General features: G+C 54.4%; 17 protein-coding genes. 14 read left to right on the plus strand and 3 right to left on the minus strand.

Annotated features, from left to right (window positions below; all coding sequences use genetic code 11):
• Positions 1–12 precede the first annotated feature (12 nt).
• The 11 genes from kdpB to SMB34_RS02035 all read left to right on the plus strand — a co-directional run bounded on the left by kdpB (position 13) and on the right by SMB34_RS02035 (position 15,418).
• Positions 13–2,046 (plus strand): potassium-transporting ATPase subunit KdpB, encoded by a 2,034-nt coding sequence (gene kdpB, locus SMB34_RS01985; protein ID WP_037987408.1) that lies wholly within the window; start codon positions 13–15, stop codon positions 2,044–2,046.
• Positions 2,047–2,059: 13 nt separating this feature from the next.
• Complete coding sequence (gene kdpC, locus SMB34_RS01990; protein WP_037987508.1) at positions 2,060–2,626, plus strand: potassium-transporting ATPase subunit KdpC; 567 nt, start codon at positions 2,060–2,062, stop codon at positions 2,624–2,626.
• A 208-nt stretch (positions 2,627–2,834) separates the two neighbouring features.
• Entirely contained in the window at positions 2,835–5,564 is a 2,730-nt protein-coding gene (locus SMB34_RS01995; RefSeq protein ID WP_037987409.1) for a sensor histidine kinase, read from the plus strand.
• Positions 5,542–6,249, plus strand: a complete 708-nt coding sequence (locus SMB34_RS02000; RefSeq protein ID WP_240478719.1) for a response regulator — start codon at positions 5,542–5,544, stop codon at positions 6,247–6,249. The genes SMB34_RS01995 and SMB34_RS02000 overlap by 23 nt, the downstream gene beginning before the upstream one ends.
• Positions 6,250–6,595: 346 nt before the next feature.
• Positions 6,596–8,935 carry a NosR/NirI family protein gene (locus SMB34_RS02005; RefSeq protein WP_037987411.1) on the plus strand — a complete coding sequence of 780 codons (2,340 nt, stop codon included), beginning with the start codon at positions 6,596–6,598 and terminating at the stop codon, positions 8,933–8,935.
• 18 nt (positions 8,936–8,953) lie between these two features.
• Positions 8,954–10,870, plus strand: a complete 1,917-nt coding sequence (gene nosZ / locus SMB34_RS02010) for a TAT-dependent nitrous-oxide reductase (protein ID WP_007089838.1) — start codon at positions 8,954–8,956, stop codon at positions 10,868–10,870.
• Positions 10,871–10,944: 74 nt separating this feature from the next.
• On the plus strand, positions 10,945–12,180 hold the full coding sequence (locus SMB34_RS02015; protein WP_037987412.1) for a nitrous oxide reductase family maturation protein NosD: 1,236 nt from the start codon (positions 10,945–10,947) through the stop codon (positions 12,178–12,180).
• Positions 12,170–13,099 carry an ABC transporter ATP-binding protein gene (locus SMB34_RS02020; protein WP_037987413.1) on the plus strand — a complete coding sequence of 310 codons (930 nt, stop codon included), beginning with the start codon at positions 12,170–12,172 and terminating at the stop codon, positions 13,097–13,099. Before SMB34_RS02015 ends, SMB34_RS02020 begins: the two co-directional genes overlap by 11 nt.
• A complete protein-coding gene (locus SMB34_RS02025) occupies positions 13,096–13,920 on the plus strand; it encodes an ABC transporter permease subunit (RefSeq protein WP_037987414.1) in 825 nt (274 codons plus the stop codon). The genes SMB34_RS02020 and SMB34_RS02025 overlap by 4 nt, the downstream gene beginning before the upstream one ends.
• Positions 13,917–14,432, plus strand: a complete 516-nt coding sequence (locus tag SMB34_RS02030; protein ID WP_037987415.1) for a nitrous oxide reductase accessory protein NosL — start codon at positions 13,917–13,919, stop codon at positions 14,430–14,432. The genes SMB34_RS02025 and SMB34_RS02030 overlap by 4 nt, the downstream gene beginning before the upstream one ends.
• Positions 14,429–15,418: an FAD:protein FMN transferase gene (locus SMB34_RS02035; RefSeq protein WP_051682069.1), complete on the plus strand. Its 990-nt coding sequence runs from the start codon at positions 14,429–14,431 to the stop codon at positions 15,416–15,418. Before SMB34_RS02030 ends, SMB34_RS02035 begins: the two co-directional genes overlap by 4 nt.
• Before the next feature lie 201 nt (positions 15,419–15,619).
• On the opposite strand, the gene ubiV is transcribed toward SMB34_RS02035, so the two are convergent.
• From ubiV to ubiT, 3 genes are read right to left on the minus strand one after another with little or no spacing between them, the layout of a single operon-like run.
• The gene (ubiV, locus tag SMB34_RS02040) at positions 15,620–16,537 is read right to left on the minus strand and encodes a ubiquinone anaerobic biosynthesis protein UbiV (protein ID WP_007089832.1); all 918 of its coding nucleotides are present in this window, start codon (positions 16,535–16,537) and stop codon (positions 15,620–15,622) included.
• On the minus strand, positions 16,534–17,511 hold the full coding sequence (ubiU, locus tag SMB34_RS02045) for a ubiquinone anaerobic biosynthesis protein UbiU (RefSeq protein WP_007089831.1): 978 nt from the start codon (positions 17,509–17,511) through the stop codon (positions 16,534–16,536). The genes ubiV and ubiU overlap by 4 nt, the downstream gene beginning before the upstream one ends.
• A 24-nt stretch (positions 17,512–17,535) precedes the next feature.
• A complete protein-coding gene (ubiT, locus tag SMB34_RS20555; protein WP_007089830.1) occupies positions 17,536–18,240 on the minus strand; it encodes a ubiquinone anaerobic biosynthesis accessory factor UbiT in 705 nt (234 codons plus the stop codon).
• 255 nt (positions 18,241–18,495) lie between these two features.
• On the opposite strand from ubiT, the gene SMB34_RS02055 reads away from it, so the two are divergent.
• The 3 genes from SMB34_RS02055 (at position 18,496) to SMB34_RS02065 (ending at position 21,212) form a co-directional block, all read left to right on the plus strand.
• A complete protein-coding gene (locus SMB34_RS02055; protein ID WP_037987416.1) occupies positions 18,496–19,203 on the plus strand; it encodes a DUF542 domain-containing protein in 708 nt (235 codons plus the stop codon).
• 185 nt (positions 19,204–19,388) lie between these two features.
• Entirely contained in the window at positions 19,389–19,841 is a 453-nt protein-coding gene (locus SMB34_RS02060; protein ID WP_007089828.1) for a c-type cytochrome, read from the plus strand.
• A 27-nt stretch (positions 19,842–19,868) separates the two neighbouring features.
• A complete protein-coding gene (locus tag SMB34_RS02065; RefSeq protein ID WP_037987417.1) occupies positions 19,869–21,212 on the plus strand; it encodes a cbb3-type cytochrome c oxidase subunit I in 1,344 nt (447 codons plus the stop codon).
• Positions 21,213–21,215 lie beyond the last annotated feature (3 nt).

Here is a 21,215-nt window from a genome sequence, read left to right on the forward strand (position 1 = left end):
GGAGTACAGAAAATGAAGAAAACAGAAAATTCCCGTCTGCTGGACGGGGCGCTTGTCCGGACTGCCAGTATTGAGGCGTTTCGCAAGCTTGATCCGCGGATCATGATCCGCAATCCGGTGATGTTCATGGTTGAGGCCGGTGCGGTGATGGCAACCGTCATCAGCATCCATACCGGCATGACGGGCGGTCCGGACCTGTCTGCCCTGATCCAGATTACCGTCTGGCTTTGGTTTACCGTCCTGTTTGCCAACTTTGCCGAAGCGGTCGCAGAAGGGCGTGGTAAGGCACGTGCCGATAGTTTGCGATCAACCAACAAGGAAACCCAGGCAAAAAAGCTGCGGAACGGGGAAAAGACCGCCGTTGAAATGGTCGCAAGCAGCCGTCTTTCGCCCGGTGACTTTGTGCTGGTCGAGGCGGGCGATGTCATCCCGGTCGATGGCGAGATCGTTGAAGGCATTGCCTCGGTCGATGAATCTGCGATCACCGGCGAATCTGCCCCGGTCATCCGCGAAAGTGGCGGGGACCGGTCGGCGGTAACCGGCGGAACGCGGATTGTGTCGGACTGGCTTAAAGTCCGTGTTACCGCCAAACCGGGCGAAAGCTTCCTTGATCGCATGATCGCGATGGTCGAAGGCGCGCAGCGTCAGAAAACACCAAACGAGATCGCGCTTAATATCCTGCTGGTCGGCATGTCGATCATCTTCCTGATCGTGGTCGTCACGCTTGAACCGTTCGCACTGTTTTCAGGGACGTCGATCCCGATGGCGTTTCTGATTGCGTTGCTGGTGACCCTGATCCCGACAACAATCGGCGGTTTGCTGTCTGCCATCGGGATTGCCGGTATGGACCGTCTGGTCAAGGCCAATGTCATTGCCAAGTCCGGGCGTGCGGTTGAAGCATCGGGGGATGTCGATACGCTGCTGCTTGATAAAACCGGGACCATTACCTTTGGCAACCGGATGGCAGACGAATTTGTGCCGCTCAAAGGTGTCACAGATCGCGAATTGGCGGAAGCTGCGGCAATCGCATCGCTTGCCGACGATACGCCAGAGGGCAAATCGATTGTCGAACTGGCAGGCAAGCTGTTTGATTTCCGGGGTGATAAATCGAAACTGTCCAAGGCGATTGCCTTTAGTGCCGAAACACGGATGTCCGGGGCCGATATCGGCCCGGATGAATATCGTAAGGGTGCCGGGGATGCGATGCGGGCTTATGCCGAAGCAGGTCCGCAGGTTGCCGAACTTGGCAGGATCGTTGATGGTATTGCCAAATCAGGTGGTACGCCGCTTGTGGTGGCAAAAAACCACAAGATCATGGGTGTCATTCATCTGAAAGACATCATCAAGCCAGGCATTCGTGAACGGTTTGCCGAACTGCGTGCCATGGGCATCCGGACGGTCATGATTACGGGGGACAACCCGTTAACCGCTGCGGCAATCGCTGCCGAGGCCGGGGTGGATGATTTTCTGGCCGAGGCAACGCCGGAGAAAAAGCTGGAACTGATCCGTCAGGAACAGGAAGGCGGGCGTCTGGTGGCGATGTGCGGTGACGGATCGAACGATGCGCCGGCCTTGGCGCAGGCAGATGTCGGGGTTGCGATGAATGATGGCACCCAGGCCGCACGCGAGGCGGGCAACCTTGTCGACCTTGATAGCGATCCGACCAAGCTGATCGAGATCGTCCAGGTCGGCAAACAGTTGCTGCTCAGCAGGGGCGCGTTGACAACATTTTCGATTGCCAACGATGTTGCCAAGTATTTCGCGATCCTGCCCGCGCTTTTCATTGCGGCCTATCCGCAGCTTGGTGCGCTGAACATCATGGGGCTTGCCAGCCCGCAAAGCGCGATCCTCTCGGCGGTGATCTTTAATGCCCTGATCATTATCGCCCTGATCCCGCTGGCTCTGCGCGGGGTACGGTTTACGCCGGGCAGTGCGGCGGCGCTGCTGCGTCGAAATCTTCTGATCTATGGCCTTGGTGGCCTGATCGTTCCCTTTGTCGGCATCAAGGTCATTGACCTTCTGATCAATGCCGTCGGTCTGGTTTAACGGAGAATTTGTCATGTTGAACTTGTTACGTCCGGCCATTGGCATGGCTGCTGTGATGACGGTGATAACCGGTGTTGCCTATCCGCTGGCAATGACCGGGATCGGGCAGGGACTGTTCGCGGAAGAAGCCAATGGCAGCCTGATTGAAAAGAACGGTGTCGTGGTTGGTTCGCGCCTGATCGGCCAGAAGTTTGAAAGTGACCGCTATTTCCATCCGCGTCCTTCCTATGCCGGCTATGGCTATGAGGGCGATAATTCCGGTGGTTCCAATTTTGGGGCGACGAACCGGGAACTGGTCAACGGGGTCAAGGCCCGTGCCCTTGATCTTTCGGCGGAAAACGGCAATCGCCCGGTGCCAATAGATTTGCTGACGGCATCGGGCAGCGGACTTGACCCCGATATCTCGCCCGAAAGTGCCCGCTTCCAGATGGAAAGGGTCGCTAAAGCCAGAAACATCCCGCTCAATGACCTGGAAGAACTGGTTGCAGCCCATATTGAAGATAGAACCTTTGGGTTGATCGGAGAGCCGCGGGTCAATGTTCTGATGCTGAATCTGGCTTTGGACGAAATGTCGTCCTGATCCGATGGATTATTCCAAAAATACAGGGTATCGGGCTGTCTTTCGGCAGTCCGGTGCCCGGCAAAGACAGGTTCAGCGCGAGGCAGAGGAAATGCGCGCTGTCTGGCTCCGGAGCAAGGTGCTGTCAGTCTATCGGCGATTTATCCGGGTGATCCGCCGATGGTTCTGATATGACAGGATAAATACGAAAGGCTTTGATCGACGCAAGATGACCGACGAAGAGGACCGTCCATCCCCCGAAGCCCTGCTGGAACAGACCCGCAAGGATGATCGGGGCAAGCTCAAGATCTTTCTGGGCGCCTATCCGGGCGTCGGAAAAACCTATGCCATGCTTCAGGCCGCGCAGGAACGGCGGAAGGAGGGGCGGGACGTTATTGTCGGCATTGTCGAAACCCACGGGCGCGTGGAAACCGAAAACCTCTTGCGCGGTCTTGAAGCATTGCCGCGCAAGAGGCTTTTGCATCGGGGGCGTGTCTTTGGGGAAATGGACATTGATGCGATCATCTGGCGCAAGCCGGAAATCGCCCTTGTTGATGAACTGGCACACACCAATGTGCCGGGCAGCCGTCATGAAAAACGCTATCAGGACATCGATGAACTGCTTGATGCCGGGATCGATGTTTATACGACGCTGAACATCCAGCATCTTGAAAGCCTGAACGATATTGTCGCCCGGATTTCACGTGTTCGCGTGCGCGAAACCCTGCCCGACAGTTTCCTTGAAAAAGCCAATGAAATCGAGCTGATCGACCTGCCGCCTGATGATCTTTTGCAAAGACTGCGTGATGGCAAGGTCTATGTCATCGATCAGGTCGGACGTGCGCTTCGGCATTTTTTCAGCAAGGGTAATCTGACAGCCCTTCGCGAACTGGCGATGCGTATTGCCGCGGAACGCATTGATGCGCAGATGCTGGAATATATGCGCACCCACGCGGTCAGCGGCCCATGGCCGACACAGGACCGCCTGATGGTGTGCCTGAATGAAAGTCCGGTGGCCAAGAAGCTGGTTCGCACGGCCAAGCGGATGGCAGAACGCCAGCGTGTTCCGTGGATCGCCTTGCATGTGGAAACACCGCGCGACGACCGGATGGCGAATGCCGAAAAGGATGACATTGCCGAAGCATTGCGTCTGGCGGAACAGCTTGGTGCGGAAATTGTCACGCTTCAGGCCGAAGCCCATTTGGCAAAAGAGATTTCCGCATTGGCGTCCAAACGCAATGTCACGCGTCTTCTGATCGGCCGGCCAAGGCGAAGGCGCTGGACCGGATTGTTGCGCGAGAATGTGGCGCGCAAGCTGCTTGAGAATGCCGAGGGCTTTGATGTTACGGTCATTGCTGCGGACATGGATGAGAAAAAACGTTCGCTGATCTCGGACAATCCGTTCGAACGCGGAAACTGGCGATCACGCAGTCTTTCATGGGTCTTTGGCAGCGTTACTTTGGCAACCGTTGCCGCACTTTTTGCCGACCGCTATGTGCCGCTTGGCAATCTGTCGCTGATTTATCTTCTGGCGGTGTTGTTAACTGCGATCCGTTGCGGCATGTGGCCGTCGATTGCCGCCAGTCTGCTGTCTTTCATTTCCTACAATTTCTTCTTCACCGTGCCCTATTACACCCTGTCGGTGTTCCATCATGAACAGCTGATTACCATCGTATTTTTCCTGATTGTCTCGGTCATTGTTGGCAATCTGGCAGGACGTCTGCGCCTGCAGGTCGATGCCATGAAAACCAGCGGCAAGCGCACTGCCAACCTTTATGATTTCAGTCGCAAGATTGCGGCGGCGGCATCGCTTGACGATGTGTTGTGGGCGGCTGTGCATCATGTGGCCGCGACGCTTGATTGTCAGTCGATGGTCCTGCAGCCGGGTACGGATGGATCGTTGGAAATTACCGCAGCCTACCCGCCAGAAGATCAGTTGGGGCTAAAAGATTGGGGGGCCGCCGAATGGGCGTGGGAGCATTCCAAACCGGCCGGATGGCGATCGGAAACCCTGCCGACCGCAGAATGGCTATTCATGCCGGTAAATACCCCGCAGGGACCGCTTGGCGTTCTTGGTGTCCGCTTCAGGGAAGATGCGCGCACATTGGGGCCTTCCCAGCGTCGCCTGCTTGAAGCGCTTGTCGATCAGGTGGCCGTTGCTGTCGAACGTACCCGTCTTGCGACCGATATCGAAGAAGCACGCTTGCTGAGCGAGACCGAGCAGCTCCGCGCGGCACTTTTGTCTTCGGTATCGCATGATTTACGCACCCCGCTGGTATCGATCATCGGGTCGGCAACCACACTGTCAAGCTATGGCGACAGCATGGGAGAAGAGGATCGCGGGCAGCTTACCCAGACCATCCTTGAGGAAAGCGAACGCTTGAACCGGTTTGTTCAGAACCTTCTGGATATGACACGGCTTGGCTATGGTGCCTTGCAGCCGAAAAAGGAATGGTCCGACTTTGCCGAGATTATCGGTCGTGCGATCAAGCATGTCCGCAAATATGCCGGGTCTCGATCCTTTGACGTGCAGGTATCGCCCGATCTGTCACCGATCCAGCTTGATCCGGTTCTGATCGAACAGGTTCTGTTCAATATTCTTGATAATGCTGTAAAGCATACTGCTGATGATGGCCGGATTACCGTAAAGGCCAAGGCAGATAAAACGCGTATGGTGGTCGAGATATCGGATAACGGGCGTGGTATCCCGACCGAAGCACGGCAGGCTGTTTTTGATGTTTTCTACCGTGTGCGCGCAGGTGATAGCCAGGTGGCGGGTACGGGGCTTGGATTGTCGATCTGCCGTGGTTTTATCGAGGCGCATGGCGGAGGTATCGTTGCACACGACGGGCCGCAGGGGGTGGGCACAACGATTGCCATAACCCTGCCGATAACCGCGATGCCAACGGTTGCAGAGGATGACGAGGATTTGCAGGATGGCAGTGCGGAAGGAAGCTGAGATGCGCGATCAGGCCAAAGTGCTGATCATTGATGACGAACCGCAAATCCGCAAATTCCTGCGGATCAGCCTTGGTGCGCAAGGGTATGAGGTGATCGAGGCCGAAAACGGCCAGTCGGGTATCGAGAAATGCGCCCTTGAGACCCCGCATCTTGTCATTCTTGACCTTGGATTGCCTGATCTGGACGGGCAGGAAGTTTTGACGAAAATCAGGGAATGGAGCGAGGTTCCGATCATCGTTCTTTCCGTGCGTGCCAATGAGGAAGAAAAAGTGATTGCCTTGGACCGTGGTGCGAACGATTACGTGACCAAGCCGTTCGGCATCGCCGAATTGATCGCACGGGTGCGGGCTATCTTGCGCAGCCGCAAATCTGAAGACCTGACCAGTAGCGAGATTGTTTCGGGCGAGCTGAAGATCGATCTGGCAGCGCACAGGGTTTTTAAGGCCGATAATGAACTGAAACTGACCAAAAAGGAGTTTGCCTTACTGACCCTTCTGGCACGTAACGCAGGGCGTATCGTGACCCATCAACAGATTTTACGCGAAATCTGGGGACCTGCGCAGGAAAGTGAAACGCATTATCTGCGTATCTATATTGGTCATCTGCGCCAGAAACTTGGCGATGATCCGCTTAACCCGACCTATATCGAAAACGAGCCGGGGGTTGGATACCGGTTTTGTTAATACCGAAGTATTCCGGAGGTGAAAATGTGCGAGAGTTTCCTTTTGTCGCGGGCTCACAATTCGGGACTATATAGCTTTATGATATGAGCTTAACGGGACTTGAAAGTGCCGCCCATTTTGAGCGTTCTCGTCCCGTATGTCGTTTGGTATTGAAGTTTCGAAGACATCAATTTTAGAGAGCGTCATCAAAAATGACGTTTTTGCGTAGATAAAACGACAAGCTATCAGGCAATTGCGATTTCGCAATTTTGACATGACGTGAGTCAAGTGATGGCGTTTCCGGATCCGATAAGGTCCCGCTCACTGGTGTTCAGATTATGGAGCATCAGTTTGGTGGGGACGTGCCGTGGTTGTTGTATCCGGATCATTTTCGTTATCGGGTTTGCGCCTGCTACTGCTGGCAGTGATCGGTTGGGGGCTTGCGTTCACGAGCAGTTTTGCCGGTACGCTTGACGATTATGTCGTGTCGCTTGATGCCGCAAGCATCATGCCCGGAGCCGATCATATCGGCGAGGAGCAAACAACAGATCATCTTGTTCCCGTCTATAGCGGTAGTAACCAGCTTGGTTACATTTTCCTCAATAGCGACTGGGCCAATTCGGTTGGTTATTCCGGCAAACCAATCGACATTCTGGTCGGCATCTCGATGCAGGGTGTTATTACCGGTGCACGACTGGTTGCCCACAAAGAACCGATCGTGCTGGTTGGCATTCCTGAAAGCAAAATCACGGACTACATCGCGGGCTATACCGGTTTTAACATAGCCGAATATGCCCGCAGCGAAGAGCTGGATGCGTTGCCTGACGATATCGTGAGTGGTGCCACCGTCACCATCATGGTGATTGACGATTCAATTCGGCGCTCGGCAATCAAGGTGGCCCGAACACTTGGTCTGGGCGGGTTGACGCAGCCGGGCGGCAAGGGCGACAAATTCGCCGTCGATATGTCGCAAGACGGGCCGGCAAGCTGGGATGAATTGCTTGGCGACGGGTCGGTTAGGCGTCTGTCGCTATCGCATGGCGATGTTGCGCAGGCCTTCGAGGGAACTGACGACAGAGGGCAAGGTAAAGGTAGTGGCAACGATCAAGCCAGGATCGCTGCCGACGGCCCGTTCATTGATCTATATACCGCTCTCGTTTCCATTCCGATGATCGGACATAATCTGCTGGGGGATGCGGAATATGCCAATCTTCAGAAGGTTCTGAAGCCCGGCCAGCAGGCGTTGCTTGTTGCGGCGAACGGTGAATATTCCTTCAAGGGATCGGGTTATGTTCGCGGTGGGGTGTTTGACCGTATTCAGGTTATACAGGGCGATAACAGTGTCCGTTTCCGTGACAAACATCACAAGCGCCTCGGGGAAATTGCGGCCGAGGGTGCGCCGCGTTTCAGGGAAGTTGCCCTTTTTGTTATCCCCGAAGAAGTGCCGTTTGATCCAACTGTGCCGTGGCATTTGCAGCTTCTGGTCCAGCGCCAGCTAGGCGCTTTGGAGAAGGCCTTTACGACATTTGGCGTCGATTATGCGCCACCGGTCAAATATCTGCGCAAGATCGATGTTGCGACGGCGGCACCGGATAATGTTTCGGAAAAAGCCAACGAGGTTGGTGCACAGAAATCCGGTACCGATACCCAAAACCGGGACGCGCTTTGGAAGCGGATATGGACGAACCGGATTGTCGATATTGTCATCCTGTCTTGCGCAATCCTGCTTCTGACCGGCTTGTTCTTCTTCCAGGACTGGTTTGTCCGCCGTCGCAAACTGACGCAGCGGATCCGGACTGGATTCCTGATCTTTACCGTGGTCTGGATTGGATATTATGCCAATGCACAGCTTTCGGTCGTCAATGTCCTGACGGTTGCCAATTCCTTTGGGTCGGGTTTTGACTGGTCCTATTTCTTGATGGATCCGCTGATCTTTATGCTGTGGTTTGCGGTTGCGGCGTCACTGATATTCTGGGGACGCGGTGCATATTGCGGGTGGCTTTGCCCGTTTGGCGCACTTCAGGAACTTTTGAACAAGCTGGCCAAACAGCTTCGCATTCCGCAAATCGCGGTTCCCTTTGGCCTGCATCAGCGCCTTTGGCCGATCAAATATATCGCCTTTCTGGTCCTGTTTGGCATCTCGTTCCATGCGTTCGATCAGGCCGAGCATCTGGCCGAGATCGAGCCCTTCAAGACGGCGATCATTCTTTCCTTCATGCGCGATTGGCCGTTCGTCCTGTTTGCGGTTCTGCTGTTGGTCGCGGGCCTTTTCATCGAGCGGTTTTACTGTCGTTACCTTTGCCCGCTGGGCGCGGCTTTGGCGATACCTGGTCGGATCCGGGTCAATGACTGGCTGAAACGGTATCGTGATTGCGGTTCCCCCTGCCACCGGTGCGCAAACGAATGCATGGTTCAGGCCATTCATCCTGACGGGCACATTGACCCGAATGAATGCCTGTACTGCCTTCATTGCCAGGAACTGTATTACGACGACCAGAATTGCCCGGTCATGATCCAGAAACTGGCCCGGTTTGAACGCCGCATGGCACTGCAGTCCGGTTCAAAAACTTCCAGACCTCAAACGAAAACCGAAACGACTTCTCATTCGAAACCATCGTCCGCGAGCTGTGGCTCCGGTGGATGCGGCGCAAGTTGTTCCAATCCGAAGTCTTCGGACGGAAACAACGGTGCGTCTAACCAGCTGTGACATATCAGGAGTTCCATTATGTCGAATGAAACAGAGAACTATAAGATCAGCCGACGCGGCTTGCTCGGCGGAACAGCAAAGATGGCAGGATTGGCAGGGATTGCCGGTGCAACCGGTGCTGCGGGCATTGCCGCGGGTTCAATCCTCGCACCAACGGCGGCAAAAGCGGCTGCTGGATCGGTTGAGGTTTTGCCAGGTGATCTTGACGAATATTACGGCTTCTGGAGCAGTGGGCAGGCTGGCGAAGTCCGCATTATGGGGGTTCCCTCCATGCGCGAGCTGATGCGCATTCCGGTTTTCAACCGATGCAGCGCAACAGGTTGGGGCCAAACGAATGAAAGCCGCAAAATCCTGACCGAAGGTCTGTTGCCGGAAACCAAAAAGTATCTGGCCGACAAGGGTGAAATCTGGCTGAACGGGGATTTGCACCACCCGCATATGTCCTTCACGGATGGGACCTATGACGGGCGATACCTGTTTGTGAATGACAAGGCGAACACGCGCGTCGCCCGCATTCGTTGTGACGTCATGAAATGCGACAAGATCATCGAAATTCCGAACGCGTCGGACATCCATGGTCTGCGCCCGCAGAAATTCCCGCGCACCGGCTATGTCTTTGCCAATGGTGAACACCGGGTTCCGGTTCCCAATGACGGTAGCATTCTGGACGATCCGTCGCAGTATCATGCAATTTTCACGGCAATCGATGGCGACACGATGGAAGTTGCCTGGCAGGTGATGGTCGATGGTAATCTTGATAACTGTGATGCCGATTATCAGGGAAAATATGCGGTTTCGACCTGCTACAATTCGGAAAACGGTGTGTCGCTTGCGGAAATGACGGCAAGCGAGCAGGACTGGGCGGTCATTTTCTCGATCGAGCGCATCGAACAGGCGATCAAGAATGGCAATTACAAGGAAATCAACGGTGTTAAGGTCGTTGACGGCCGCAAAGGATCGCCGCTGACCCGTTATGTGCCGGTATCGAACAGCCCGCATGGTTGCAACACGGCACCGGATGGCAAGCACATTGTCATTAATGGCAAGCTGTCCCCGACGGTTACCGTGCTGGATGTACGCAAGTTCGAAGATTGCTTCGAAAACAGGATCGAACCGCGCGGTGTTGTGGTGGCCGAGCCCGAGGTTGGATTGGGTCCGTTACATACCGCATTTGATGGTCAGGGGAACGCCTATACCACCCTGTTCCTTGATAGTCAGATGTGCAAATGGAACATTGATGCCGCGGTTCGCAAGTTCAACGGTGAAGACGTCAATCCGATCCTTGCCAAGGTCGATGTCCATTATCAACCGGGCCATAACCACACTTCCATGGGTGAAACCAAGGATGCGGACGGCAAATGGCTTATTTCCCTTAACAAGTTCTCGAAAGACCGGTTCCTTAATGTCGGTCCGCTGAAGCCGGAAAACGATCAGCTGATTGACATTACCGGTGATGCACCAAAGGTCGTTCATGACGGTCCGACATTTGCCGAACCGCATGATTGCATCATCGTCCATAGTTCGGTGGTCAATCCGGTCAATCTCTGGGATCGCAATGATCCGATGTTTGCCGAAGCCCGCGACTGGGCGAAAAAGGACGGTGTCGATCTTGAAGGCGATTCAATCGTCATTCGGGATGGCAACAAGGTGCGTGTCTATATGTATTCCAACGCGCCGATGTTCAGCATGGACAAGTTCGAGGTCAATCAGGGCGACGAGGTTACCGTATTCATCACCAATATCGATGATGTCGACGACCTGACGCACGGGTTCACAATCGGGAACTATGGTGTGGCAATGGAAGTCGCACCGCAGGCAACGGCATCGGTGACCTTCAAGGCCGATCGACCCGGTGTGCACTGGTATTACTGCCAGTGGTTCTGCCATGCGCTGCATATGGAAATGCGCGGTCGTATGCTGGTTAAACCGGCGTAAGGATAAGCACGATGTTTCCGGTCATCTGTCCAAAGACTGCCATTCGAACCGCTTTATCTGCGCTGGCGGTTTGGATGACAACATTCTCGTCGCTGCATGCGTCGGAAATCGAGGCAGGCCCGTCAGTTAAGGGATTGCAGGAGATTGTCGATACGGCACAGGACGGTGACCGGATTCTGCTCGGCCCGGGAGATTATTCCGGGCCGATCATTCTGCATCGTCCGATCAGGCTTGAAGGCGGTAATGACGTTCGGATTGTCGGGAATGGAACCGGCAATGTGATTACCATCGACGGGCCGGATGTAATGCTTCGCGGTATTACCGTGACGGGATCGGGTCTGGATTTATCAACACAGGATAGCGGGATTTTTGTAACCCCCAATGGCGACGGTGCCGTCATTGAAGACAGTGTGATCAGTGACAATCTGATCGGCATTTATCTTTCCGGTCCGGAAAACGCGACCGTGCGGAACAATATCATCGTCGGTCGGCAGGACCTGCGCGTAAACGAACGTGGTAATGGGGTGCAGCTTTGGAATACACCGGGATCGGTTGTGATCGGCAACGCAATATCGCAGGGCCGAGACGGTATTTTTGTGACGACCAGCAAACAGAACCGGTTCATTGGTAACGAATTTCGCAATGTCCGTTTTGCGATTCATTACATGTATACGCATGACAGCGAAATCCGGGACAACCGTTCCTTTGACAATACGGTCGGCTATGCGTTGATGTTTTCGGATGGTTTGAAGGTAACGAACAACCTGTCACGCGGGGATCGTGACCACGGCATTCTGCTGAACTATGCCAATAAGTCCGAATTTAGCGGAAATGTCGTGGATCGTGGCGGCGAAAAGTGCGTTTTTATTTATAACTCCAACAAGAACGATTTTCGGGGAAACCGGTTCGAGGGCTGCGGGATCGGTGTGCAGTTTACCGCCGGATCGGAACGCAATGTCATTGTTGGCAATGCGTTTTCCGGAAACCGGACACAGGTCAAGTATGTCGGCACACGCTGGCTTGAATGGTCTGAAAACGGTCGCGGAAATTACTGGAGCGATAATGCCGCATTCGATCTGGATGGTGATGGTCTTGGAGATCGGGCCTATCGGCCAAATGACATGCTTGATCAGGTCGTCTGGGCCCATCCATCCGCCAAGCTTTTGCTGAATGCACCTGCAATACAGATTTTGAAATGGGCGCAATCCCGGTTTCCGGCACTGCATCCGGGGGGCGTGATTGACAGTCATCCGCTAATGGCACCGCCGGTTATCGCCCGATTTGAAGGAGACGGCTATCATGCCGAATGATCCTGCAATTCTGCTTGAAAAAGTGACCAAGACGTTCGATCAGCAAAACGCTGTCAACGATCTGTCATTGGAAATTGGCGCAGGCGAGAGTGTTGCGTTACTTGGCCATAATGGCGCGGGTAAAACGACACTTATCAAGCTGATCCTTGGTCTTATGCGTCCTGACAAGGGAAATATCCGCATTCTTGGTGAGGAGAGCACATCCCGCCATCGCGTAAAGAACGCGCATGCATTTCTTGGATATCTTCCGGAAAATATCGCGTTTTATAACAGCATGAGCGGTGCGGAGACGCTAGCTTTCTTTGCCCGCTTGAAACGCCATCCCGTGTCTGACTGCGCACGGATCCTTGAACGTGTCGGGCTTGCCGACGCCGCACATAAGCGGGTTGGGCATTATTCCAAAGGGATGCGTCAGCGTCTTGGTCTTGCGCAGGCATTGCTGGGCAATCCGCGGATATTGATGCTCGACGAACCCACGACCGGCCTTGATCCTGAATTGCGCAACGCCTTTTATGACATCGTGCGCGAACTTGAAGACAGCGGTGTGACGGTCATTCTGTCTTCGCACGCGCTGACGGAACTTGAAGCCCATACCCGTAAAATTGCGATCATGCGAAAGGGCCAACTGATTGCATCGGGAACCATCGATGATCTGCGCAGGCGGGCCAATCTGCCGGTGCATATCCGTCTGATCACCAGACCGGGAATGGGGGCCGCCTGTGCTGAAAAAATTCCCGACGGGATCGGCTGCGAGCGGATCAACGACCATGGTCTTGATCTGACCTTGCCATCTGAACGCAAGATTGACGTATTGCGGCATCTGTCGGCCACCGTGCCGGAGCTTGACGACGTTGACATCAGGTTGCCGTCGCTTGGCGATCTCTACATGCATTTCCAGAAAGAAAGTGTGGCGTCATGAGAGAACTTGTCATCATTGCAATCAAGGAATTTCGCGACGGAATTCGCAATCGCTGGTTTTTGGGCGCGACCGCGGCGCTGGTCCTGTTTTCGCTTAGCCTTACTTTTCTGGGAAGTGCGCCGGCGGGCACCGTTGGCGTCGATCAACTGGCTGTTGCGATCGTCAGTCTGGCCAGCCTTTCGGTCTTTTTGCTGCCATTGATGGCATTGCTGTTGTCCTATGACGCGTTGGTTGGCGAGGTTGAACGCGGGACGATGCTTTTGTTGCTGACCTATCCGCTGTCGCGATCCGACATCATTATCGGAAAGTTTCTGGGCCAGACGCTGGGCCTTGGATTGGCAACTGTTCTTGGTTTCGGATCAGCGGCACTTGTCCTTGTTTACGGGGGGATTGAAAGCGCCAACTGGATGGCCTTTGGCGTTCTGATAGGGAGTTCGGTTGTGCTGGGGGCGGCTTTTGTCGCACTTGGATTGGCCATCAGTGCCATGCCCCGTCAACGGAGCGCCGCGGCGGCTCTGGCGTTTGGTGTGTGGCTTTGTCTGGTGATCGTTTATGACATGGCGCTTTTGGGGGCGTTGGTTGCCGATGGCGGTGAAGGCATAAGCGCACCGGTTTTCGATATGCTTCTGACTGTCAATCCGGCTGATGCATTTCGCATGATCAATCTTTCGGGTTTTGAGGATGTCCGGGTTGCTGCCGGGCTGGTGATATCGGACCTTGAAGGTATCGGTAACGGTTTCGCACCCGTGCTCTCGCTCGGCATGTGGGTTGTTGTTCCGCTGATACTGGCGGTGGTGCTGTTTCGGAGGAAGCAGTTATGAAAGCCATTTTACCGTTTGTCGTTCTCGGGGCGATCCTGCTTGCGGGATGTCGCGAGCAGGAGATTGTCGCGCGTCCCGATCCGCAGGATCTGACACGCGATGTTTCTGGCTTTTTCTGCGGCATGATTGTTGCCGATCATCCGGGGCCAAAGGCCCAACTGCACCGTAAATCGAATGGTGAAATTTTATGGTTCCCGTCGGTACGTGACGCGATTGCGTTTACGCTTATGCCCGGTGAAGCCCGTGAGGTGGCTGTCATTTACGTCAATGACATGACCGGTTATGCCGACTGGCAATCCCCGCCACCAAATTGGGTGGCCATTGATAGCGCACATTTCGTGATCGGCAGTGACATGACAAGCGGCATGGGAATTGGCGAAGCCGTGCCATTCGGGACCCTTGCCGCAGCCCAGTCATTCGTAACCGCGCATGGGGGGCAGATTGTCGGCTACAAAGACATCCCTGATGACTACGTTTTTGATCTTGGACCTTCGGACGGAGGTGCGTCATGACAGACTTGAACCGTCGTCGCTTTATCACCCTGTTTGCCAGTGCGGCATCAATTGCCTTGGTATCCCCCAAGGCCTTTGCCACGCCAGATAAGCTGCATCGTTGGCAGGGAACCGCCCTTGGTGCAGAGGCTACAATCTATCTGGACGGCCTTTCGCAAGATCAGGCTGATGAAATGATTTCGTCGGCACTTTCCGAAATCGAACGACTGGAAAACATGTTCAGTCTGTATCGACCGGATGCGACAATTTCGCGCTTGAATCGCGACGGATTTGTCGAAAACCCCGAACAGGAATTTGTTGAACTGATGTCGCGCGCGGCCATGATTTCCAGACATACCGATGGCGCATTCGATCCGACGATCCAGACCGTTTGGGCGCGGCTAACAGAACTGTCGCAGCAGATCGCTATCACTGATGAAGGTGCAGTTCAGGCAGAAATCGGGAGGCTGAAATCCTTGATCGGATATGAGGCAATCCGGATTGAACCGAACCGGGTTTCCTTTGCGCAACAGGGCATGCAGGTCACGCTGAATGGTATGGCACAGGGTTATATCACCGACCGTGTCGCGGGGGTTTTCCGGCGAAACGGCATGAAGAATGTGCTGGTTGACCTTGGCGAAAAATACGCGATTGGTCCCAGAATAGACGGTACGGGATGGCCGGTAAGATTTGGCGGGAACGATGCGCAGTCGTCCAGTGGAGTCAGGATGTATTATGGTGCATTGGCAACGTCGTCAGGTTCGGGATTCAGGTACAGTTTGAACGGGAATTATACCCATCTGATCGACCCGCGCAGCGGACATTCGCCCGCCTTGTGGGAGAGGGTGAGTGTCTTTGCAGATACCGCAACGGATGCCGATGCGTTTTCAACCGCGTTTTCGATGATGCGTGAAACCGAAATACGGCATGCAGCGCGTCATCTGCCTGTTCGAAAAATCCTTCTTGTGCCTTTGGGCGAGGTGCAGGAAATAGAAATTGATGTGTGATCCAAAAGCAGGAAACCCGCAAAGGCAGTCCTAATTGACGACCGTCAAGGAGTATCAAAGCAAATCAATTATACTCCAACCATCGTCAATACATTGAGCTGTCCACTCCCCTGCACAATGTATCGAAGGGCCACAGTTCATCAGGCTGTGGCCCTTTTCATATCTGTATTCGGGATATGGATATTTGCGCGGTGGGGAAGGCTATTCTGCCCGGGAACCAAGCGTTTCCCGGAGATCTGCACCCGGAAGGCTGTGCAGGAAGCCATCGGCGAAAGCCAGATCGTTTTGCATTTCCAGCAACGATTGCCTGACCTCGTCAGACGAGGTTTCACCGTCAATCAGACGACGGTAGAGATTGGCAACACGCACCATATCAAGAGTGTGCGGTGAAATCCGGAAGGCGTTAACACCGGCATCTTTCAGATCATCAATAGCGGTTGATAATTCCAGATAGTGACTGGACAGGGTTTGCAGACCATTGACGGCAAGAAACGGTGTGTGATCCAGCGTTTCGACATCCATGCCATCAAGGGCCTCGCCACAGACATATCGGCAGCCATCCTTGTGCAAGCCATGTGCGCGTGCAGAGTAGCACCGGGCTGATATGGCAAGCGGGACACGACCGAATATCTGGACTTCGATCTCGGCCGTTTTACGCGCGTTGCAAAGGGCTTCAATCGATGACATCGGCAATTCCCAGGGAAGCGATGCGCGGTGTGCACCTCTGGAAATCAGGTAGTCCAAGGTGCTTTCGTTATATGTATTGATGTACGGCCCGACGACATGCGGGCGGCCGGAAAGCAGGCCGATGGAAGATATGTCGTTGGCTTCGATCAGAAGGTTCGGCATTTCGGCAATTTCACGCAGCTGGGCGATCTCGCGTTCATTCATCACGAGGGCCAGTGTCGAGAAGACGACTTCCTTTCCGGCATTCTGAAGCCGTTCGATGATGTCGGGCAGATGTTTGTCAAAGAACGGCATGCGTTTGGCACAGACGACTTCACCAACATGGACTGTATCAACATCGATTTCATCGGCAATGCGGGCATAGAAATCCTTTTTACGGTTTTCGTCCCAGTGAAACAAAATAGGCCCCATGACCAGTCTTGATTTTGTCATTGCCAGCTTCTCCGATAGGCACCTGTTGTATCTGCCTGACCTTCGCTAAGGGCAGCCAGATTACTGCGCGTACCGGTTTGCCCATTGGCAATGCGATCAAGGGACGCGCGGAATGCGCCGACAACCTGCGTGATATAAGCCTTGCCGCGTTGGCGTCCTTCTATCTTAAGGGCGGTTACACCGGCATCGGCGAGTTCGGGCAGGATTGCGGTAACGTCAAGGCTGGTGGGTTCTTCGAACAGGTAACCGGCCTTGTCCATGGCGCGAAACCGGCCTTTGCAAAGGGTCGGATATCCGACCTTTTCATCGTTGCCGTAAACATTGATTGCAAAATTGCCAAGGCGGGAAACGGTGCTGTCGCCGCGTTCCTCGTAATGGACGTGGGCTGCTGGTGAACAAACGCCATTCATGTTGGGGCTTTCCCCTGTGGCATAGGAAGATAGCGAACAACGGCCTTCGGCCATGACACACATGCCGCCAAAGGCGAAAACTTCGGTTTCCACTGAAATGCGCCGGTTTAACATCCGGATTTCTTCGAGCGACAGGACACGCGGCAGAACCACACGGCGCACGCCAAACTCGCGGTGGTAAAAACGAATGGCTTCCTCGTTCGAGGCGGATGCCTGTACCGACAGATGCAGGCGTGCATCGGGATGTTTATCGCGGGCATAGCGCAGCAAACCGATATCGGCCAGAATGACGGCATCAACACCGATTGCAACCGCATCATCGACGGCCTTATGCCAGATATCTTCGGAACCGGCCTGCGGATAGGTGTTGCAGGCCAGATAGACATGCACGCCATGTCTATGTGCGAATGTAACGGCCTCGGCCAGTTCGGGTCGGGAAAAATTCAACCCCGGAAAGTTGCGGGCATTGGTCGCATCGCGGAAACCGCAATATACAACATCCGCACCGGCCTCGACGGCGGCACGCAGACTGGCGGGGGTTCCTGCCGGGCAAACTAGTTCCATGAAATCCCTGTATGTGTTTGTCGGTTATGAAGGATCGGGCAGGGCGAAATCATCACCTGCCAGCGCGGTCTGAGCGGTGCGCGGCGTGCGACGTTTTACTGATTTCTGAAGCCCTGAAATGTTTTCCGCATGTTCGCCAAGACGCCGGTCAAGTCCGCCCAGACGTTTTTCAATCGGGGACATCAGGGTGTCGGCAACGCGGTCCATGTCCGATTGCATCTGGCGATATGCCGCTTCGGCGGCGCGAAGTGCCAGACTTGCCACAGGACCCAACGCGCCGAAGCTTTCAATGACGGCCGAACGCAAGTCTATTTCTTCGCCGTCCAGAGCATTGCGAAGGGCAACGACAAGGTCGGTCCGGCCCTCTATTCGTAATGCGCGCGAGAAAAACAGCGCGTCCCCGTCGGATTTTCCTTCGAGCAGTTCCAGAAGGACCGGAAGCGGGCCGATGATCCGTGCCGCGATGATATTGTCATCCCCCTCATGGGCCGGGCGCAGGACGGGGGCCTTGGGATCAAGGGCAAGGAAAAGGTCGAGATCAAGATCGGTCGGGCATACGAGCAGGGCAAATGTTTCGCGTTCGGTGACCCGTTCGAAAACGGGTTTGTGTCGACGATACATGGTTGCCATGGCGTGCTGGCACAGACGTTCCAGCGCGAATGCCGGACCATTTCGAACGATGGGGTTCATCAGCAGAAAGGGTGTAAATGACGGGCGTTTGATTGACACGGCGGACTCCGGACCGAATTGGTTCCGGAAGTATTGTCATGTTTGGGTCTTAAGGTGTTGATGTCCGTCAAATCACTGAAAGATTTGAATTTTTACGGTTCTTGATAAGGCGGAAAGGTTCTGCTTTTGCAAGACAGTATCGGGCAGGGGGGATCGCAAAATTCCACGTAGGGCTACTTGACCATCGTCAACGTGACTTTTGGGAAGGTGCCTAAACTTGGGTGGATCAATATCCGGGGATGGAGGTCCGCCAGCATGCAATCCGATTTCACACATGATCAGGAGCCTGCCAATTCAGCAAATCTGGTCCATCGCAAGATCGGCGATCTGGTCGCAAGCTTTCCGGGGGCAACCCTGGTTTTGCGACGCCATAAAATCGGATTTTGCTGTTCAAGCAACAAGTCGCTGGACGAGGTCGCCGGTGCGAAAGGATTGGATGCCGGTCTGATTGCCCGTGAATTGTGCGATTTGCCCAAGGGGCCACTGACCTTGCCGGATCCAAATGATATCGATGGCTTCATCGATTTTATTCTGGATCGGTATCATCAGACCCATCGTGATGAACTGGCCGAACTCATCCTGCTTGCCCGGAAGGTCGAGGCCGTTCACGGAGATCATCCGGACGCCCCGGCGGGATTGGCCGACGCGCTGTTTGAAATGACGGAGAAGCTTGATTCCCATATGGCGAAAGAGGAAATGGTTCTGTTTCCGGCGATGCGCGAAATGCAACGCAACAGTGCCAGCACAATCCCCCTGATCATGCCGATCCATTGCATGCGCGAAGAACATGACGAGCATGCCGAAGCCATCCATAAACTGCAAAAGCTGACCAACAATTTCACGTTGCCCGACGGTGTCTGTGGTTCATGGCGGGCGCTTTATTTCGGCACGGCCAAGCTGGTCGAAGACCTGGTGGCGCATATCCATCTTGAGAATGAAATACTGTTTCCGCGTTTTGAATAGCCTGACGCGGTTTGCCTTATCCTTCCTGCCGTGCATTTCCGACCTCACCTGCCCCGCCATTGTGCGGGGCTTTTTTCGTTTGACGGTAGTCAAGGTGGGAAACGTCCAGTCGGGAAATGATTGCATGACGCCGTTTTGGGGACAGAGCGGCATTGAACTGCCAATCGGAGTGAGGATCCGTTCACATGTCGGAACGACTGACAAAATCTGCCGCCCGAAACATCTTCTACGGCGGAACGATCTTCTTTCTGGTCATCTTTATCGGACTGACCTTGCACAGTCACAACTATATCGTCAACGAGTCCAGCAATCAGGATCAGCTGACGCCATCGGTTGTCGCGGGCAAGCATGTCTGGGAACGCAATTCATGCATCAACTGTCATACGCTTTTGGGCGAGGGTGCCTATTTCGCACCTGAACTTGGCAATGTCTGGGTGCGGTATGGCGGTGAAGATGATCCGGAAGGTGCGCGCGATATGCTTAAGGCATGGATGGCCGCACAGCCCACAGGCATCGAAGGCCGCCGCCAGATGCCGCAATTCAACCTTACAGATCAGGAGCTCGATGAGCTTGTCGACTTCCTGAAATGGACCAGTGAAATCGACACCCAGAACTGGCCGCCGAACGAGGCGGGATAATCCGGTGCTGATGGAAACGAGGCTACAATGAAATATCAATCGCAAAAGGTTGCGCTGTATTACATATACGGCGCGCTGACATTGTTCGCAGCCCAGATTCTGTTCGGCGTGGTGGCGGGCACTGTCTATGTTTTTCCAAACGTCTTGTCCGAACTATTGCCGTTCAACGTCATTCGCATGATCCACACCAATGCCCTGATCGTCTGGTTGTTGATGGGGTATTTCGGAGCTGCTTACTATTTGCTGCCCGAAGAATGCGAAACCGAACTGCACAGCCCGAAACTGGCGATTATCCAGTTCTGGCTGTTCATGGCGGCAACCGCTGCTGCAGTTGTCGGATACATCCTTGGCTATCACGAAGGGCGTGAATTCCTTGAACAGCCATTGCCGATCAAGGTCGGTATCGTCGTGGTGGCGCTGATGTTCCTTTACAACACCACGCTGACACTGCTTAAGGGGCGGAAAACCGCAGTATCAAACGTACTGATGGTTGCCCTTTGGTTCGTCGCGTTGCTGTTCCTGTTTGCGTTCTATAATCCGTCCAACCTTGCGGTGGACAAGATGTACTGGTGGTATGTCGTGCATCTTTGGGTTGAAGGCGTATGGGAACTGATCATGGCGTCGATCCTGGCGTTTCTGATGATCAAAATGACGGGTGTTGATCGCGAAGTCGTTGAAAAATGGCTTTATGTCATGGTTTCACTTTCGCTGTTTACCGGCATTCTGGGTACCGGCCATCACTATTACTGGATCGGAACCCCGGGATATTGGCAGTGGATCGGCAATGTGTTTTCCACGCTTGAGGTCGTCCCGTTCTTTGCCATGGTTGTTTTCTGCTTCTACATGGTTTGGAAAGGCGGCCGGGATCATCCGAACAAGGCGGCTTTGCTTTGGTCGCTGGGCTGTTCGGTCATGGCGTTCTTTGGCGCTGGCGTATGGGGATTCATGCATACCCTGTCGTCGATCAATTACTACACCCACGGGACTCAGATTACCGCAGCACATGGACATCTGGCTTTCTACGGGGCCTATGTGATGCTTAATCTGGCAATCTTTACCTATGCGCTGCCTTATCTTCGCGGGCGTGAACCTTATAACCAGCAGCTCAATATGTGGGGCTTCTGGATCACGACCAGTGCGATGGCCTTCATGACCTTTACCCTGACATTTGCGGGTGTCGTACAGACCCATCTGCAACGTGTTCTGGGAATGAATTACATGGAAGTCCAGGACCAGGTTGCCCTGTTCTACTGGATGCGCTTGGGATCGGGTGTTGTCGTGCTGATCGGTGTCACCATGATTATCTGGTCACTGGTGGTGGCACCGCGTGATGCAAGCGTAACAGCCGGGGCACGTCAGCCTGCCGAATGACGG

This window comes from Thalassospira permensis NBRC 106175 (assembly GCF_000714555.1).
In the GTDB taxonomy this organism is placed as follows: domain Bacteria; phylum Pseudomonadota; class Alphaproteobacteria; order Rhodospirillales; family Thalassospiraceae; genus Thalassospira; species Thalassospira xiamenensis.

What these genes read in the sequence shown, in the direction of transcription:
- SMB34_RS02020 (WP_037987413.1), top strand. Translation starts at nt 12,170, where the DNA reads ATGCCGAATGATCCTGCAATTCTGCTTGAAAAAGTGACCAAGACGTTC.
- SMB34_RS02015 (WP_037987412.1), top strand. Translation starts at nt 10,945, where the DNA reads ATGACAACATTCTCGTCGCTGCATGCGTCGGAAATCGAGGCAGGCCCG.
- ubiU (WP_007089831.1), bottom strand. Translation starts at nt 17,511, where the DNA reads ATGGAACTAGTTTGCCCGGCAGGAACCCCCGCCAGTCTGCGTGCCGCC.
- kdpB (WP_037987408.1), top strand. Translation starts at nt 13, where the DNA reads ATGAAGAAAACAGAAAATTCCCGTCTGCTGGACGGGGCGCTTGTCCGG.
- nosZ (WP_007089838.1), top strand. Translation starts at nt 8,954, where the DNA reads ATGTCGAATGAAACAGAGAACTATAAGATCAGCCGACGCGGCTTGCTC.
- SMB34_RS02055 (WP_037987416.1), top strand. Translation starts at nt 18,496, where the DNA reads ATGCAATCCGATTTCACACATGATCAGGAGCCTGCCAATTCAGCAAAT.
- kdpC (WP_037987508.1), top strand. Translation starts at nt 2,060, where the DNA reads ATGTTGAACTTGTTACGTCCGGCCATTGGCATGGCTGCTGTGATGACG.
- SMB34_RS02030 (WP_037987415.1), top strand. Translation starts at nt 13,917, where the DNA reads ATGAAAGCCATTTTACCGTTTGTCGTTCTCGGGGCGATCCTGCTTGCG.
- SMB34_RS02060 (WP_007089828.1), top strand. Translation starts at nt 19,389, where the DNA reads ATGTCGGAACGACTGACAAAATCTGCCGCCCGAAACATCTTCTACGGC.
- SMB34_RS02000 (WP_240478719.1), top strand. Translation starts at nt 5,542, where the DNA reads ATGGCAGTGCGGAAGGAAGCTGAGATGCGCGATCAGGCCAAAGTGCTG.
- SMB34_RS02065 (WP_037987417.1), top strand. Translation starts at nt 19,869, where the DNA reads ATGAAATATCAATCGCAAAAGGTTGCGCTGTATTACATATACGGCGCG.
- SMB34_RS01995 (WP_037987409.1), top strand. Translation starts at nt 2,835, where the DNA reads ATGACCGACGAAGAGGACCGTCCATCCCCCGAAGCCCTGCTGGAACAG.
- SMB34_RS02035 (WP_051682069.1), top strand. Translation starts at nt 14,429, where the DNA reads ATGACAGACTTGAACCGTCGTCGCTTTATCACCCTGTTTGCCAGTGCG.
- ubiV (WP_007089832.1), bottom strand. Translation starts at nt 16,537, where the DNA reads ATGACAAAATCAAGACTGGTCATGGGGCCTATTTTGTTTCACTGGGAC.
- SMB34_RS02025 (WP_037987414.1), top strand. Translation starts at nt 13,096, where the DNA reads ATGAGAGAACTTGTCATCATTGCAATCAAGGAATTTCGCGACGGAATT.